Here is a 14,767-nt window from a genome sequence, read left to right on the forward strand (position 1 = left end):
ATTTCTTTCCCAAATGTTTTTTGCGATTTTACTTTAAAAAGTATTAATTTTGCTTAAATAAAATTACACTATGAGAGTGTTTGTTTTTTTTACTTTATTAGTTTTATTTTTTGCTTTGGCAAATTGGTATATTTATAAAAGATTTTTAAGTAAGGTTGATTTTTTAAAACCTTATAAAAAGCTTGTATTAGCTTTTGTTTTAATAGTTTTTGCATGTGAATTAATCTTTTTTATAAATATGCGCGGGGATTTTTTGCATGAAAAGCTTTATTATATTTTAGCGATTTTTCCTACTATTACCTGTTTTTTCTTGCTTTTTGGAGTGGTTTTTGAAATTGGCTCATGGATTTTCTTTAACGAAAATAAAAAAGAGCAAATTTTCAGTGTCCAAAGAAGAAAGTTTTTAAAATTAATTTTTGATTCTTGGCTTATTATACTTAGCGTTAGTATGGTGTTTAAAGGTTTTGTAAATGCTATTAGTACACCTAGGGTTAATGAAGTAGATATTAAAATTAAAAATTTAAAAGAAGATTTAAACATAGCTTTGCTTTCTGATGTGCATTTGGGTAAAAATTTAGGTGAAGATTTTTTAAAAACCTTAATCGATGAGGTTAATGCTTTAAATGCTGATATAATTATCATAGCTGGGGATTTAATTGATGCAGATATTGCTAGTATGTCTTATATTGATCTATTAGAAAATTTTAAATCAAAATATGGTACTTATTTTGTTTATGGAAATCATGAGTATTATAATGATATAAATGCAATAAGCAAAAAGCTTAAAACGCTTAAAAATTTCAAAGTTTTAGAAGATGAAAGTATTGATTTTGGAGATTTTACTTTAAGTGGGACTTTGGATTTGGCTGCTAAACGTTTGGGTTTTAAAGAAAGCAATATAGAAAAAATTAAAACTCAAATCAATCAAGAAAAAGTTAATATTTTAATCACGCATCAGCCAAAATATGTAAAAACCTATGATGTGAGTGGGTTTGATTTGATTTTATCAGGACATACACACGCAGGACAAATTTTCCCTTTTTCTTTGCTAGTATATTTAGAGCAAGGCTTTGTGTATGGGCTTTATAAATTAAGCAAAGATAGTTTGCTTTATGTAAGCAGTGGGGCTGGATTTTGGGGGCCTGCTGTGAGATTTTTAGCTCCTAGTGAGATAGCTTTGATTAGATTAAAAGGAGAATGAGTGGGATTTAGTAATAGTGCTTCAAAAATATTTGGAATCATAGCAAAATATAAATTTCCAAAAATCATACAAAAAAATATAAATAAAGCTTATGTAAATTCTTTTAATATTAATATGAGTGAATTTAAACCTTTAGAAGAATACGAGAGCTTAAATGCTTTATTTACAAGAACTTTGTTAAATGAACGAGAATTAGAAGATGGCTTTATAAGTCCAAGTGATGGTAAAATTTTAGAACTTGGAAGTAGTTTTCAAAATGATTTAAAAGAAAATTTAGCCTTTAGCATTAAAGGTTCAAGTTATAGTATAGAAGAGCTTTTAAAAAACTCAGCTAGTAAAGAAGAATTAGAAAACGGCATAGATTATGCAAATATTTATCTATCTCCAAAAGATTATCATCATTATCATGCACCTTGTAATATGCAAATTTTAAGTGCTACTTATATGAGCGGGGCTTTATTTAGTGTGAGTGAGGCAAAGTTGGCTAAGATTATAAATCTTTATACTAAAAATGAAAGAGTAGTTTTAAAGTGCTTAGTGGAAGGAAAATTTATACTTTGGATGGTATTTGTGGGTGCGCTAAATGTTGGTAAAATGCATTTTAGCTTTGATACTAGCATACAAACTAACGCTGCAAATTTTGATTTTACTCATACTTATGATGAGCTTTTTGTAAAAAAAGGTCAAAGACTTGGAAATTTTGAGCTAGGTTCAACTATAGTTTTAATCGCTCAAAAAGGGTTTTTAAAATTTAGTAAAAACGCTTATGAGCAAGTTGAATTTTCTAAGAAGATTGCGGACTTTGCTTAGTCTCATCTTCATTAGCAACTTTATATAAAAAGGCAAAAATTTCAGCCACCGCTTTATACATATTAGGTGGGATTTCATCACCTAAGTCAAGCTTGCTAAGAACTTCTACTAAATCTTTGTCTTCTTTTATGGGTATGCCATTTTCTTTAGCTAAAGAGATGATTTTAGCAGCGTTTTCACCTTTAGCGTTAGCTAGAATTTTTGGTGCATTTTGATCTTCTTTGTTATAGCCTAGCGCAACGGCTTTTTTTGTTTTTTTAGCCATTTTTAAGCCCTTGTATCAAAACCCATATTAAAGTCATTGTATTCTTCTTGATTATGAAATTTGCTTTTAACTATATCACTGATGAAAAAATTAGAGCTTAGAAGTCCTACTTTAACTAAGGATTTTTTTAGCTCATGTGCTCTTTCATAAAGTTTTTTTCTAAAATTAGCATTTTCTATCATCATATTTATATCAATGTATTTATCATTACTTAGAGATAAAAATACATTGATTTTTCCTAATTTTTCAAATTCAAGATTAATTTGCGCATAAAATTTATCTTTTTTGCCACGTTTAAAAACTACATTGGATTTTTCTAAATCATCCCAAAAGAAAGGTAAAAAAGTATGAATACTATTATTAGCTAAAGATAAAAGCTGGTTAAACTCAAGTTGAGCTATAAGACGATTTGCTTGATTTAGTATGTTTTCATTGTCTAAATTTTTAGCCAGATTGGAAACTTGTAAAAGAGTGGATTTGATATCTTTTTGTAATTCTGAAGAAATTTCTGTGCTATCTTTTGGAGTAATTTTTCCAAGATCTTTTATAGAAAGTTCTAATTTTTTTTCTATATTTTTTATATCATCTAAAGAATTTTTTGCCTCATAATTTTTAGGATCTAAAGCTTTTAAAACCTCGTTGAGTTTTCTTCCTATTAGGCCTAGTTCTTTGTTAAGATTATTTAAAAGCTCTTCTTGTAGATTTTGGCTAAAATTAAGATTTTTACTTACATTTTGTTTGAAAATATCTTCTAGTAAAATTTTACCCGAAGTGCTTTTAAATATATCTTCTAATTTGGTATTATTTGTTTGTAAATTTTGACTTTTGCTATCATTTTTGCTTGGTTCTTCAGTATTTTTTTGTGGTGTTTTTGGCTCTTCTTTGGGATTTTCTTTGATTTCTTTGCTTTGTGATGTTTTTTCTTCTTTTATATTTTGAATTTCTTTATCTTTTGCTATGCTTTCTTGTTTTTGTTGAATTTCTTTTTTATCCTCTGTGTTTTTTTGTGGAGTTTTTATTTCCTCTTTTAACTCTTCTTTGATGTCTTTAGTGTGTGAAGTTTTATTTAAATTTTCTTGTGTTATTTCAGTTTTGTTTTTGTGATTTTTTATGTCTTTTAAAAGCGTTATAAGATCTTTAATGTTTTGACTAAGTTCTTTTAATATATGCGTATTTTGAATTTTTATATTTTCAGGTTTGGCTAGTTCTTTGTTGATAAGTGCTAAATTTTTATTAAGATTTTTAATGAAATTATTAGCAATATTTTGTAGCTTTTCTTGGCTAATGGAGTTTGGATTTTTATTGATATAGTTTTTAAAATTTTCTATTTTATCAAATAGTTTAAAAAGTGTCTTGTAGTTTGTATTTTCTAAAGAAATTTTATTATCTTTTTTATGATTTTGTAAGATGTGAATAAGTTCTTTTAAGGTGCTTGTGGTGTCAAGATTTTTAAGATCTAAATTACTTATATCACGTTTTAGATTTTCGCTAGTAGCCCCTTTTATGGTATTTAAAAGATTAAAAAAGCTTTGTGGTAAATTTTGCTCTTTTAAAGAATGATTGAGTTTTGCTTCTAAAAATACACCTGAATTTTTTACCAAAGATGAAAGATTTTTATTGTTGATATCTTTAGCGGGTTTAACTAGATCTTCTAAAACTTTAAGTAGTTTTTCAAATTCAGGATTTTTAGAAAGCTCTGCTTGAAGTTTTTTAACTTCATTAGCAAAATTAGGTGCAAAATTTAAATCTTTGTGATTTTTTAACACTGCTAAATCAGGATCTTTGTTGGTTTTGATTTGATCTAAAAGTTTATTTAATAATTCTTGTAATTTTTGATCAATTTTGCTTACATAATCTTTAGGTAATTTGACTTCAGGATCATTTTTAGAAAATAAAGGATTTTTTAAAGCATCATTAAGTGAGGTTTTTTTGTCTGTTTTCTCGCTTTTGTTGTCTTTGCTTGTTTCGTTTTTTGCAAATTGATTTTGATTGTTAGAAATATTAGTTATCATCTAGCATTACCATATTACCTGGTTTTCTTTTAAATTTGGTTAGATTTTTAAATTTTGGTTTATCTATAGCAAAGGCAATTAAAACAGCTAACAAAACGATGTAAAAATACATAAAACCATTGCCTTCAAAATAATACATCAAAGTTCCAAGCACAGCAGGCGCAAATAAAGCACCAAAAGAATAAGTAAAAAGAACGGCTCTACCTAGCTCAACTCTTTTGCTAGAATCATCAAGCATATCATTTGCTCTAGCTAAAGAAAGAGCATATAAACAACACATTCCCATACCTAGTAAAAAGCCAAAAAAGTATTTTAAATAAATATTATAGCTTAATAATAAAATACAAAGCATAGCACTTAAAGCGGTAAAAGCGCATAAAATAATAGCAAATTTACGACTAATTTTATCAGAAAGGGTTCCGATGAAAAGTTGAGATATAAATCCTCCTAACATGGTACAAAATATAAAAATTGAAGCTTCTTTTGCGCCAAATCCTTGTATGAGTATAAATAAAGAGGCCATGGAGAAAAATCCATTTAAAAGCATACCTGCTATAAAGCTTGTCACTAAAGCTAAAGGCACTATATCAAAAACTTTAGGGATGGAAATTTTGGTTTTTTGTGGTAAAACCGGCTCTTTAATACGGATTAAAAATAAAGGAATAGAAGCAAACATAATAAAACTAGCGCTTAAAATAAATACTGTATTACTTGGGAAATCAAATGACATAAGTAAAATTCCAAAGCCTGATGATGAATAAAATACTACTTCATAAAAGGCTATTACTCTTGAGCGAATAGCATTTTTTGCTTTTTCATTAAGCCATGATTCTATGACCATTAAAAGCGCATAGTAACAAAAACCAAGCAAAAATCTCAAAATCATCCAAAAATATAGATTAGAGTTTAAACTATGAAGCATAGTGGCTATACCAAAAATGATGGCAAAAATCCCAAAAGATCTTATATGTCCTACTTTAGAAACTATTCTATGGGCGCTAATAGTGCTTACCATAGCACCAAGAAAATAACAACTGCCTATTATCCCTATATAAAAATTACTAACATCGTTATGTTTTAAAATAATTGCTATAGAATTTACCGTTAAAGCACTTCCTATAAAAACAAAAATCATACCAAAAAACAATGCAGTTAATGATCTAATCGTTCTCTTTGAGCTCAACATTTTCTTATTAAAAAATTATATATTAATACCGCTATGGGTGTGACAAACATTGCACAAAACAAGGCAAAAATACTCATTAAGCCTTGAAACTCTAAAAATAAAAATCCTGCTATTAAAAACACATAAGCAAAAATTTTGAACAAAGAAAAAAAAGCTAATGCGTTTTTAAAAATACTTTTAAATTTTGGTTTTAAATCGTCATCTATATAGATAAATTTTATAATTTTTGGCAAAGAATATTGTTTTTTAGCAAAAATTTGCAAAGGCTTTTGTGTGAAATCATAATTTTTAGCTGCTTTAAAAATAAAATTTTTATAATTTAAAAAAGAGATTAGAATGATTAAATTTTGGGCTAAAAAGCCAAATTCAAAGCTTATAAAGGTTTTAAAGCTTAATTCTTTATAGAAAAAAACTCCTGCTAAGAAAAGTAAATTCAATCCTAGCAAGAGTTTTAGTAAAATTTTAGGCTTTAGGATCATTTTTTAAATCTTTATAGCGATTTTCTTCTTTAAATTCCTCATAGCTTTTTACTTGTGCTTTGTAAGCTTTGTAAACATTTAAAATCGCTGCAGCTACTCCTATAAACACTCCTACCCAAAAAAGCCAAATAATGCCGGTTAAGTTTTTTAAAAAATAGCCTATGCCAACTCCGATTAAAACAGCTACAACCATGGATATGCCAAGGCTTAATCCATCTGCAGCTTCTATACCTTTGCGAATGATTTTTTGTCTTTTATTCATAGGGCTTTAAAACTTTCTTGTGCTGCTTGTATAGTTTTATCAATGATTTTTTTATCCATACATTCACATATAAAACCTGTTTCAAATTGAGATGGTGCTAAATACACACCTTTGCTTAGCATTTGTGCATGAAATTTAGCAAATAATTTAGTATCTGATTTTAAAGCATCTTGATAATTATTAACAGGGTTTTCGCAAAAGAAAAATCCAAACATAGAACCAACGCAATTAACTTGCAAAGGAATTTTGCAATCATTTGCAGCTTCTTTAAAGCCTTGAGTAAGTCTTTTACCTAGTTTTTCTAATTTTTCATATAAACCTTCATAATTTCTTGCTTTTTTTAAGCTCGCATAACCTGCAGCCATAGCAAGAGGATTGCCACTTAGTGTTCCTGCTTGATATACCCCGCCCAAAGGACTTAATAAATCCATAATTTCAGCTCTTGCAGCAAAAGCAGCCGCAGGCATACCTCCGCCTATAACCTTACCAAAAGTTACTATATCAGCTTTTATATTATTAATTCCAAAAGAGCCTAGGTATGAAGCTCTAAAACCACTCATAACTTCATCAAAAATTAAAAGAATTTGATGCTCGTCACATAGTTTTCTTAGCTCTTGTAAAAATTCTATTTTAGCAGGTACTAAGCCCATGTTTCCTGCAATTGGCTCTATAATGATACAAGCTATATTATCATCATTATTGATTAAGTTTTTAACACTATCAATGTCATTATAAATAGCTACTAGAGTATTTTTAGCTACATCGGTTAATACTCCTAGTGAGCTTGGGGTGTTAAAAGTAGCGGCGCCACTTCCAGCACTTACTAGTAAAGAATCAGAATGCCCATGATAACACCCTTCGAATTTGATGATTTTATCTTTTTTGCTAAATCCTCTTGCAAGACGAATAGCACTCATAGTAGCTTCTGTGCCACTACTTACAAAGCGTATTTTGTCTAAATGCGGCCAATCTTTTAGGATAAATTTAGCTAATTTAGTTTCAGCTAGGGTTGGTGCGCCAAAGCTTGAACCATGTTCTAAAGCTTTTTTACAAGCTTTTTCAATATCCTCATCACAATGTCCAAAAAGTAAAGGTCCCCAGCTTTGTACATAATCTATATAAGCATTATCTTCTATATCGCTAATATAAGCACCTTTTCCTTGCTTGATAAATAAAGGATTGCTACCCACGCTAGCAAAAGCACGCACAGGAGAATCAACCCCACCCGCTATATATTCACAAGCTTCTTCAAAGGCCTTTTTATTATTTTTCATTTGTTACTCCTTTTGTTGTTAGTAATATAATCATAAAGCGATTTCATCTCATCTTCTGTTAATGAGTAAGTTGGCATAATGCTTTTTGCCTCTTGAGGTTGGCTTAGAATTTCTCTAAAACGTGTATAAGGAGTGTTTTTAATACTTGGCACTATAAAAGGAGTTTTTTCTCCATTTTTAGTATAATATCCTAGTATTTGTTGACCTCCATCACCATGACATTTAGCACAACTTATGCCTCTTGGATTTTTGTAAAGGGATTCTTGGTATTCTTTAGGTGAGATAAAATCTTCAGCCCAAACACCATAAACTATAAAAAACAAAAATAAAATAATTTTCATTTATCACCTTTAACAAAAAAGAAGTTTTATTATGATACAATTTTTTAAGTTAAAGAAAGCTATAAATTTAAGGAAAGAAATGACACTTTTAGATGGTAAAAAGCTAAGTGATGAGATAAAAAATAATCTAAAACAAGAAGTATTAGAACTTAAAACCCAAAGCATAGAGCCTTGTTTGGCCGTGATTTTAGTAGGTGAAGATCCTGCTAGTGCTACTTATGTGGGTTCTAAAGCAAAGGCTTGCGAGCAATGTGGGATTAAGTCTTTGGTTTATAGACTTGATGTAAATACAACTCAAAATGAACTTTTGGCTTTGATTAATACCTTAAATCATGATGATAGTGTTGATGGAATTTTAGTTCAGCTTCCATTACCAGCACATATTAATAAAGATATCATCCTAGAAAGTATTAATTTTAATAAAGATGTAGATGGTTTTCATCCTTTTAATGTCGGGAATTTAAATTTAAATTTAAAAGGTGGTTTTTTGCCATGTACACCTTTGGGTGTTATGAAAATTTTAGAGCATTATGATATAAAATTACAAGGTGCTGATGTAGCTGTAATAGGAGCTTCTAATATAGTAGGTCGTCCCATGGCTACACTTTTATTAAATGCTAATGCTAGTGTGAGTATTTGTCATATTTATACAAAAGATTTAAAAGCTTATACAAAAAATGCTGATATTATCATCGTAGCAGCAGGTTGTCCAAATCTTTTAAAAGAAGATATGGTTAAAGAGGGTGTGGTAGTAGTTGATGTGGGGATTAATAGGGTTGATGGGAAAATAGTGGGTGATGTTGATTTTGAAAATGTAAGTAAAAAAGCTAGTTATATTACTCCTGTGCCAGGCGGGGTAGGGCCTATGACTATAGCAATGCTTTTAGAAAATACTATAAAATCGGCTAAAAATAGGATTAAAAAATGAATTTTTTGAAAAAAATCTATAAATTCACGCAATCTTGGACAGGGACTTTAATAGTTGTTTTATTGATTATATTTTTCTTTATACAAGCTTTTACTATACCAAGTGGTTCTATGAAAAATACTTTATTAGTAGGGGATTTTTTATTTGTAAAAAAATTCTCTTACGGTATTCCAACTCCGCATATTCCTTGGATAGAAGTGCCTGTTTTACCTGATTTTAATAAAAATGGACATTTAGTAAGCGCTGAGGGTCCTAAAAGAGGAGATATTGTAGTATTTAGATATCCACATGAGCCAAAAATTCATTATGTAAAAAGATGTGTGGCTAAGGGTGGGGATGAGGTTGTTTTTGCAAATAAAACCTTGTATGTGCGTATGGTTGAGGGTGATGAGTATATGAAAGATTATTATCCTAATAAAACAAAAATCATAGGCGGAAGGCTTTTTGTAAAAGAACCTTTTGTAGAAAAAGGAATACATTATGATTCTAGAGTAGATATAGAAAGCGTGTTTTTTCGCTATTTAAATTTAGGTCAATTTGCTATGAAGCCTGCTTCTTTTGATGAATTAGGTGCTAATAATATTTATGGTTTTAATGCTTATTATTATAAGGTACCTGAAAATGAGTATTTTATGATGGGTGATAACCGTGATCATTCTAGTGATAGTAGATTTTGGGGAAGTGTAGATTATAAATATATAGTTGGACAGCCTTGGTTTATTTATTTTTCATGGGATGAAAACAAAAAAGTTAGATGGGAAAGAGTAGGGCGTTTGGTTGAAACTATAGAAAAAGATGAACGTTTTATCCATCATAATGAAAGCGATATAGAAGCTTTAGAATAATTACTCAAAGAAACAATGTAAAATTTTTATGTGTAGAAAATGTATAGTTTCTACACAAATTTATAAAAATATACACTCTTAATTTTATTCGTAGATTTTTTTAAGCTCCAAGTTGTAACAATTAACACAAATAAAAATCAAAGCAAAAAATAAAGGATAAAAAATGCTAAGTCAAAGATCTCAAAATTTAGGAGAATCCTTAACTTTAGTAATGACTGATATAGCCAAAACTTTAAAAGCAAATGGTGAAAAAGTTATTAGTTTTTCAGCAGGTGAGCCTGATTTTGATACTCCAGAAATTATTAAAAAAGCGGCAATTGAAGCTATTGAAAAAGGTTGTGGGGCTTATACACCTGTTGTGGGTATAAAAGAAGTTATAGAAGCTATACAATATAAATTTAAAAATGATAATAATTTAGAATATAAAGCAAGCGAAATCATTACTAATGTTGGTGCTAAGCATTCTTTATTTATGGCGATTGAGTGTTTGGTTGAAGAAGGTGATGAGGTTATTATACCAAGTCCTTATTGGGTGAGTTATCCTGAAATGGTGAAATTTGCAGGTGGAACTCCTGTATTTATAGAAGGTGAAGCAAAAAATGGCTTTAAAATTACTCCTGAGCAATTAAAACAAGCTATTACTCCAAAAACAAAGGTTTTGATGTTTAATTCCCCATCAAATCCTACAGGTGCTATATATTCTAAAGAAGAAATTACTGCTTTAGCTAAGGTTTTAGAAGGAACTAAAATCGTAGTTTTGAGTGATGAGATTTATGAAAAATTAGTTTATGATGGAGAATTTTGTGCTTTTGCGCAAGTGAGTGAAGATGCTTTAAATAGAACTGTAAGTATTAATGGTCTTAGTAAATGCGGTGCTATGCCAGGATGGCGTTTTGGTTATATGGCAAGTAAAATGAGTGAGTTTAATAATGCTGTTAAAAAACTACAAGGACAAAGCACTTCAAATATCTGCTCAATCATTCAGCATGCAGCTTTACCGGCCTTGCTTGGAAAAGCAGATAGCGATATTGAAATGATGAGACAAGCCTTTTTAAAACGTAGAGAATTAGCGTGTGAAATTTTAGCTAAAAGCGATAAGTTAAAATTAGAACAAATTCCACAAGGAGCTTTTTATTTATTTATCTCTTGCAAGGAAGTTGATAATGATTCTATGAGATTTTGTAAAAGATTATTGGAAGAGCAAAAAGTAGCTTTAGTACCAGGCATAGGTTTTGGTATGGAAGGGTATTTTAGACTTTCTTATGCAACTAATGAAAAAGATATCATTGAAGGTTGTGAAAAAATCGTTGAATTTGTAAAAAACTACTAAAATCTTAAGCCTGTTAAAAACAGGCTTTCTTTCAAAAAACTTATAAGCAAGTCTTTGGTATGATTATGCAAAAAATATAGGAAAATCAATGGAATTTGAAGTTCAATATAAAAGTGCAAATGCCAGAGCTTGTCGTATAAAAACTACACATAGTGAAATTTTAACTCCTATTTTTATGCCAGTTGGGACTTTAGCTGCGATTAAAAGTTTAGATGCTGTTGATATGAGTAAAATTTTAAATGCAAAAATTATTTTAGCAAATACTTATCATTTGTATTTAAGACCAGGTTCTAAAGTGATTAAGCAAATGGGTGGCTTGCATGGTTTTAGTAAATTTAATGGATCTTTTTTAACAGATAGTGGAGGCTTTCAAGCTTTTTCTTTAAGTAAAAATTCCAAACCTGATGAAAAAGGAATTCAGTTTAAAAGTCATATTGATGGAAGTTTGCATTATTTTACCCCGCAAAGTGTTTTAGATGCTCAGTATGATTTTAACTCAGACATTATGATGATTTTAGATGATTTAGTGGCTTTGCCTGCAAGTAAAGAAAGAATAGAGCTTTCTTTAAAACGTACTATAAAATGGGCAAAAGAAGCTATTGATTATCATAAATTAAAGCAAAGCCAAAGTGTAGGAATAGGGCAAAATATCTTTGGTATTATCCAAGGTGGAACGGATTTTGAAGCTAGAAAAATTTGTTCTCAAGCACTTTGTGAGATGGATTTTGATGGACTTGCTATAGGTGGATTGAGCGTAGGAGAAGAAAATGAGGCTATGTACGATACGGTTGAAGCTATGATGCCTTATGTGGATAACAATCGTCCTAGATATTTAATGGGAGTTGGCACACCTGAAGATTTAGTAGAAAATGTAGCAAGAGGTGTTGATATGTTTGATTGTGTGATGCCAACAAGAAATGCAAGAAATGGAACTTTATTTACTAGCTTTGGAAAATTTAATATCAAAAAAGCAGAATTTATCACTGATCATGCCCCTATAGATAATAAATGTTCTTGCTATACATGTAAAAACTTTTCAAGGGCTTATTTGAATCATTTATTTAAAGCTAAAGAATTAACCTTTTTTAGACTTGCAAGTATTCACAATTTGCATTATTATCTAAATTTGGTAAAGCAAATGCGTGAAGCTATTATCAAAGATGAATTTGAAAATTTTAGAAAGGAATTTTATAGACAAAGAATGTAAATAAAGTGGTACGCCCAAGAGGATTCGAACCTCTGACCTTTTGAACCGCAATCAAATGCTCTATCCAGCTGAGCTATGGGCGCAAAATAAAAGAGTAATTTTATCAAAAAATTCTTAAAATTAGCAAAAATAAGTAATTTTATAGAATTTTTATATTTTTATGCTAATCTTCTTTGAATAATATTTTAGCTTAAGGCAAAGTAATGATACATAAGATTTTAATAGCTAATAGGGGTGAGATTGCAGTAAGGGTAATCCGTGCTTGTAGGGATTTACATATAAAAAGCGTTGCTGTTTATACTGAGCCTGATCATGAGTGTTTGCATGTAAAAGTTGCTGATGAAGCGTATAGAATAGGAACTGATGCTATAAGAGGATATTTAGATGGTAAAAGAATAGTTGAAATTGCTAAAGCTTGCGGGGCTGATGCTATACATCCTGGATATGGCTTTTTAAGTGAAAATTATGAGTTTGCTAAAGAATGTGAAGAAGCAGGGATTATCTTTATAGGGCCAAAATCAGATGTTATCCGTAAAATGGGAAATAAAAATATAGCAAGATATTTAATGAAAAAAAATGGAATTCCTGTGGTTCCAGGTACTGAAAAATTAAATCATTGTACATTAGAAGAAATCAAACTTCAAGCTTTAAAAATAGGTTATCCGGTGATTTTAAAAGCCAGTGGTGGCGGTGGTGGTAGAGGTATACGCGTAGTACATAAAGAAGAAGATTTAGAAAAATCTTTTGAAGCGTGCAAAAGAGAGGCATTAAGCTTTTTTAAAAATGATGAAGTTTTTATGGAAAAATATGTTATTAATCCAAGGCATATTGAGTTTCAAATTTTAGCAGATAATTATGGTAATATCATCCATCTTTGTGAAAGGGATTGTTCAATACAAAGAAGACATCAAAAAATTATTGAAATTGCACCTTGTCCAAGTATCTCAGAAAAACTAAGAAAAACCATAGGAGTTACCGCAGTAGCTGCTGCAAAAGCTGTGGGTTATACCAATGTTGGGACGGTTGAGTTTTTACTTGATGATTATAATAGATTTTATTTTATGGAAATGAATACAAGAATTCAAGTAGAACACCCAATCACAGAAGAAATCACAGGAATTGATCTTATCACAAGACAAATTCGTATAGCAAATGGGGAAATTTTAGATCTTGAGCAAAGCGATATAAAACCAAGAGGCTTTGCGATAGAAGCTAGGATTACAGCAGAAAATGTATGGAAAAATTTCATTCCAAGTCCGGGTAAAATCACAGAATATTTTCCAGCTTTAGGACCGTCTGTAAGAGTGGATAGTCATTTATATAAAGACTATACTGTGCCACCTTATTATGATTCTTTGCTTGCAAAATTAATCGTTAAAGGTTCAAGTTATGATAGTGCGGTTAATAGACTTGAGAGAGCTTTGAAAGAATTTGTGATTGATGATATTAGAACAACTGTGCCATTTTTGATTGCAATTACCAAAATAAGAGAATTTAGAAGAGGGTATTTTGATACTTCTTTTATAGAAACACATATGGAAGAGCTTTTAGAAAAAACAGAAGATAGACACCAAGAAAACAAAGAAGAAGTAATTGCTGCAATAGCTGCGACTTTAAAAAAGATAAAAGAAAGTAGACAATCATGAGTTTTTTAGATGAATTAAAAGATATAAAAAAAGCACTCCAAAAAGAACAAGGTCAAGTAAAAAAAGAAAAGGTTAAAGCGAGTAAAAGTGGAGTTAGTATGAAAAATACTGACTTAGATGCCATACAAAAAGATTTAGCTAGACAAAATGAAGATAAAAAACAAGAGCAAGAATTTGAAGATATGTTTTTAAAAGAAGAGCGTTTGGCTAATGAATTTATAGAATTTGTAAAAAATAGTGATATTAAAAAGATTTAATGAATAATATTATTGGTTTTTGTACTTTAGAAGAAGAATGTCCTTATCTTGAAAATAGATACTGTAGAAATGAGTATAATTATATATCTTTTATCACAAAAACACAAAATCAAGAACTAGTTTCAAGAGGTTGGCGTCGCTTTGGTTCGTATTTTTCAAGACCAATATGTAATGATTGTAATGAGTGTCAAAATTTACGTATTTTAGTAGAAAATTTTCATTTTAGCAAAAGTTATCGCAGGGTTTTGAAAAAAAATACAGCCACTAAAATAATCTTACAAAAACCTTCTTTAAGTGATGAGCATTTATTGCTTTATGAAAAATATCACCATTACCAAAAAGATAAAAGAAATTGGAAAATTTATGATTTAAATTTTAGAAAATATTATAATCTTTATGTAGATAATGCTGGTACTTTTGGATACGAGCTTGATTTTTATATAGACAATAAGTTAGTTTGTGTTGATTTGATTGATATTTTAGAAGATGGAATTTCTAGTATATATTGTTTTTATGATCCAGATTTTTCCCATCTAAGTCTTGGTAAATACTCACTTTTAACAGAAATTAAACTTGCACAATTAAAAAAATTAAAATATATTTATTTGGGATATTTTGTAAAAGGGTGTCAATCTTTAGCATATAAAGCCGATTATAGTCCAAATGAAATTTTAAAACACACTAGTGCTTTAAATGAGCAAGCATTTTTGTGGAGTTAGGTTTA

16 protein-coding genes and 1 tRNA gene are annotated in these 14,767 nt (G+C 29.6%); 9 read left to right on the top strand and 8 right to left on the bottom strand.

All coding sequences use genetic code 11. The features are described 5' to 3' along the window. Nucleotides 1-70: 70 nt before the first annotated feature. Nucleotides 71-1,201 carry a metallophosphoesterase gene (locus tag CAMP5082_RS05070; protein ID WP_337206097.1) on the top strand — a complete coding sequence of 377 codons (1,131 nt, stop codon included), beginning with the start codon at nt 71-73 and terminating at the stop codon, nt 1,199-1,201. Next, a complete protein-coding gene (locus CAMP5082_RS05075) occupies nt 1,202-2,011 on the top strand; it encodes a phosphatidylserine decarboxylase (protein ID WP_337206098.1) in 810 nt (269 codons plus the stop codon). It begins immediately after the preceding gene. Here CAMP5082_RS05075 and CAMP5082_RS05080 read toward each other — a convergent pair. From CAMP5082_RS05080 to CAMP5082_RS05110, 7 genes are read right to left on the bottom strand one after another with little or no spacing between them, the layout of a single operon-like run. Further along, nucleotides 1,986-2,276, bottom strand: a complete 291-nt coding sequence (locus CAMP5082_RS05080; protein ID WP_012661291.1) for a FlhB-like flagellar biosynthesis protein — start codon at nt 2,274-2,276, stop codon at nt 1,986-1,988. The genes CAMP5082_RS05075 and CAMP5082_RS05080 overlap by 26 nt on opposite strands. 2 nt (nt 2,277-2,278) lie before the next feature. Further along, nucleotides 2,279-4,288 (bottom strand): flagellar hook-length control protein FliK, encoded by a 2,010-nt coding sequence (locus CAMP5082_RS05085; protein ID WP_337206099.1) that lies wholly within the window; start codon nt 4,286-4,288, stop codon nt 2,279-2,281. Then, on the bottom strand, nt 4,278-5,471 hold the full coding sequence (locus CAMP5082_RS05090; RefSeq protein ID WP_337206115.1) for an MFS transporter: 1,194 nt from the start codon (nt 5,469-5,471) through the stop codon (nt 4,278-4,280). The genes CAMP5082_RS05085 and CAMP5082_RS05090 overlap by 11 nt, the downstream gene beginning before the upstream one ends. Continuing rightward, nucleotides 5,468-5,911 carry a hypothetical protein gene (locus tag CAMP5082_RS05095; RefSeq protein ID WP_337206100.1) on the bottom strand — a complete coding sequence of 148 codons (444 nt, stop codon included), beginning with the start codon at nt 5,909-5,911 and terminating at the stop codon, nt 5,468-5,470. The genes CAMP5082_RS05090 and CAMP5082_RS05095 overlap by 4 nt, the downstream gene beginning before the upstream one ends. Nucleotides 5,912-5,936: 25 nt before the next feature. Continuing rightward, nucleotides 5,937-6,215, bottom strand: coding sequence for an AtpZ/AtpI family protein (locus CAMP5082_RS05100; protein ID WP_263678902.1), 279 nt, complete (start codon nt 6,213-6,215; stop codon nt 5,937-5,939). Next, nucleotides 6,212-7,489, bottom strand: coding sequence for a glutamate-1-semialdehyde 2,1-aminomutase (hemL, locus tag CAMP5082_RS05105; RefSeq protein ID WP_337206101.1), 1,278 nt, complete (start codon nt 7,487-7,489; stop codon nt 6,212-6,214). Before hemL ends, CAMP5082_RS05100 begins: the two co-directional genes overlap by 4 nt. Next, the gene (locus tag CAMP5082_RS05110) at nt 7,486-7,830 is read right to left on the bottom strand and encodes a c-type cytochrome (protein ID WP_337206102.1); all 345 of its coding nucleotides are present in this window, start codon (nt 7,828-7,830) and stop codon (nt 7,486-7,488) included. Before CAMP5082_RS05110 ends, hemL begins: the two co-directional genes overlap by 4 nt. Nucleotides 7,831-7,909: 79 nt before the next feature. Between CAMP5082_RS05110 and folD the strand changes: the two genes are divergently transcribed. From folD to tgt, 4 genes are all read left to right on the top strand, one after another. Then, complete coding sequence (folD, locus tag CAMP5082_RS05115) at nt 7,910-8,758, top strand: bifunctional methylenetetrahydrofolate dehydrogenase/methenyltetrahydrofolate cyclohydrolase FolD (RefSeq protein WP_337206103.1); 849 nt, start codon at nt 7,910-7,912, stop codon at nt 8,756-8,758. Further along, on the top strand, nt 8,755-9,603 hold the full coding sequence (gene lepB / locus CAMP5082_RS05120) for a signal peptidase I (RefSeq protein ID WP_039617949.1): 849 nt from the start codon (nt 8,755-8,757) through the stop codon (nt 9,601-9,603). Before folD ends, lepB begins: the two co-directional genes overlap by 4 nt. A 163-nt stretch (nt 9,604-9,766) precedes the next feature. After that, nucleotides 9,767-10,933 (top strand): pyridoxal phosphate-dependent aminotransferase, encoded by a 1,167-nt coding sequence (locus CAMP5082_RS05125; protein ID WP_039628197.1) that lies wholly within the window; start codon nt 9,767-9,769, stop codon nt 10,931-10,933. 88 nt (nt 10,934-11,021) lie between these two features. Further along, nucleotides 11,022-12,140, top strand: coding sequence for a tRNA guanosine(34) transglycosylase Tgt (tgt, locus tag CAMP5082_RS05130; protein WP_337206104.1), 1,119 nt, complete (start codon nt 11,022-11,024; stop codon nt 12,138-12,140). A 6-nt stretch (nt 12,141-12,146) separates the two neighbouring features. On the opposite strand, the gene CAMP5082_RS05135 is transcribed toward tgt, so the two are convergent. After that, nucleotides 12,147-12,223: transfer RNA gene (locus CAMP5082_RS05135), tRNA-Arg, on the bottom strand. Between the two features lie 120 nt (nt 12,224-12,343). On the opposite strand from CAMP5082_RS05135, the gene CAMP5082_RS05140 reads away from it, so the two are divergent. Genes CAMP5082_RS05140 through CAMP5082_RS05150 form a run of 3 tightly spaced genes read left to right on the top strand, consistent with a single transcriptional unit; the run spans nt 12,344 to nt 14,762 of the window. Next, the gene (locus CAMP5082_RS05140) at nt 12,344-13,786 is read left to right on the top strand and encodes an acetyl-CoA carboxylase subunit A (protein ID WP_337206105.1); all 1,443 of its coding nucleotides are present in this window, start codon (nt 12,344-12,346) and stop codon (nt 13,784-13,786) included. Continuing rightward, a complete protein-coding gene (locus CAMP5082_RS05145) occupies nt 13,783-14,043 on the top strand; it encodes a hypothetical protein (RefSeq protein ID WP_337206106.1) in 261 nt (86 codons plus the stop codon). Before CAMP5082_RS05140 ends, CAMP5082_RS05145 begins: the two co-directional genes overlap by 4 nt. Next, complete coding sequence (locus CAMP5082_RS05150) at nt 14,043-14,762, top strand: arginyltransferase (protein ID WP_263663958.1); 720 nt, start codon at nt 14,043-14,045, stop codon at nt 14,760-14,762. Before CAMP5082_RS05145 ends, CAMP5082_RS05150 begins: the two co-directional genes overlap by 1 nt. Nucleotides 14,763-14,767 lie beyond the last annotated feature (5 nt).

The sequence above is a fragment of the Campylobacter sp. LMG 17559 genome (assembly GCF_024723605.1).
In the GTDB taxonomy this organism is placed as follows: domain Bacteria; phylum Campylobacterota; class Campylobacteria; order Campylobacterales; family Campylobacteraceae; genus Campylobacter_D.

Coding starts and splice junctions, on each gene's coding strand:
- tgt (WP_337206104.1), top strand. CDS start 11,022: ATGGAATTTGAAGTTCAATATAAAAGTGCAAATGCCAGAGCTTGTCGT.
- CAMP5082_RS05080 (WP_012661291.1), bottom strand. CDS start 2,276: ATGGCTAAAAAAACAAAAAAAGCCGTTGCGCTAGGCTATAACAAAGAA.
- CAMP5082_RS05140 (WP_337206105.1), top strand. CDS start 12,344: ATGATACATAAGATTTTAATAGCTAATAGGGGTGAGATTGCAGTAAGG.
- CAMP5082_RS05150 (WP_263663958.1), top strand. CDS start 14,043: ATGAATAATATTATTGGTTTTTGTACTTTAGAAGAAGAATGTCCTTAT.
- CAMP5082_RS05110 (WP_337206102.1), bottom strand. CDS start 7,830: ATGAAAATTATTTTATTTTTGTTTTTTATAGTTTATGGTGTTTGGGCT.
- lepB (WP_039617949.1), top strand. CDS start 8,755: ATGAATTTTTTGAAAAAAATCTATAAATTCACGCAATCTTGGACAGGG.
- CAMP5082_RS05100 (WP_263678902.1), bottom strand. CDS start 6,215: ATGAATAAAAGACAAAAAATCATTCGCAAAGGTATAGAAGCTGCAGAT.
- CAMP5082_RS05125 (WP_039628197.1), top strand. CDS start 9,767: ATGCTAAGTCAAAGATCTCAAAATTTAGGAGAATCCTTAACTTTAGTA.
- CAMP5082_RS05085 (WP_337206099.1), bottom strand. CDS start 4,288: ATGATAACTAATATTTCTAACAATCAAAATCAATTTGCAAAAAACGAA.
- folD (WP_337206103.1), top strand. CDS start 7,910: ATGACACTTTTAGATGGTAAAAAGCTAAGTGATGAGATAAAAAATAAT.
- CAMP5082_RS05070 (WP_337206097.1), top strand. CDS start 71: ATGAGAGTGTTTGTTTTTTTTACTTTATTAGTTTTATTTTTTGCTTTG.
- hemL (WP_337206101.1), bottom strand. CDS start 7,489: ATGAAAAATAATAAAAAGGCCTTTGAAGAAGCTTGTGAATATATAGCG.
- CAMP5082_RS05145 (WP_337206106.1), top strand. CDS start 13,783: ATGAGTTTTTTAGATGAATTAAAAGATATAAAAAAAGCACTCCAAAAA.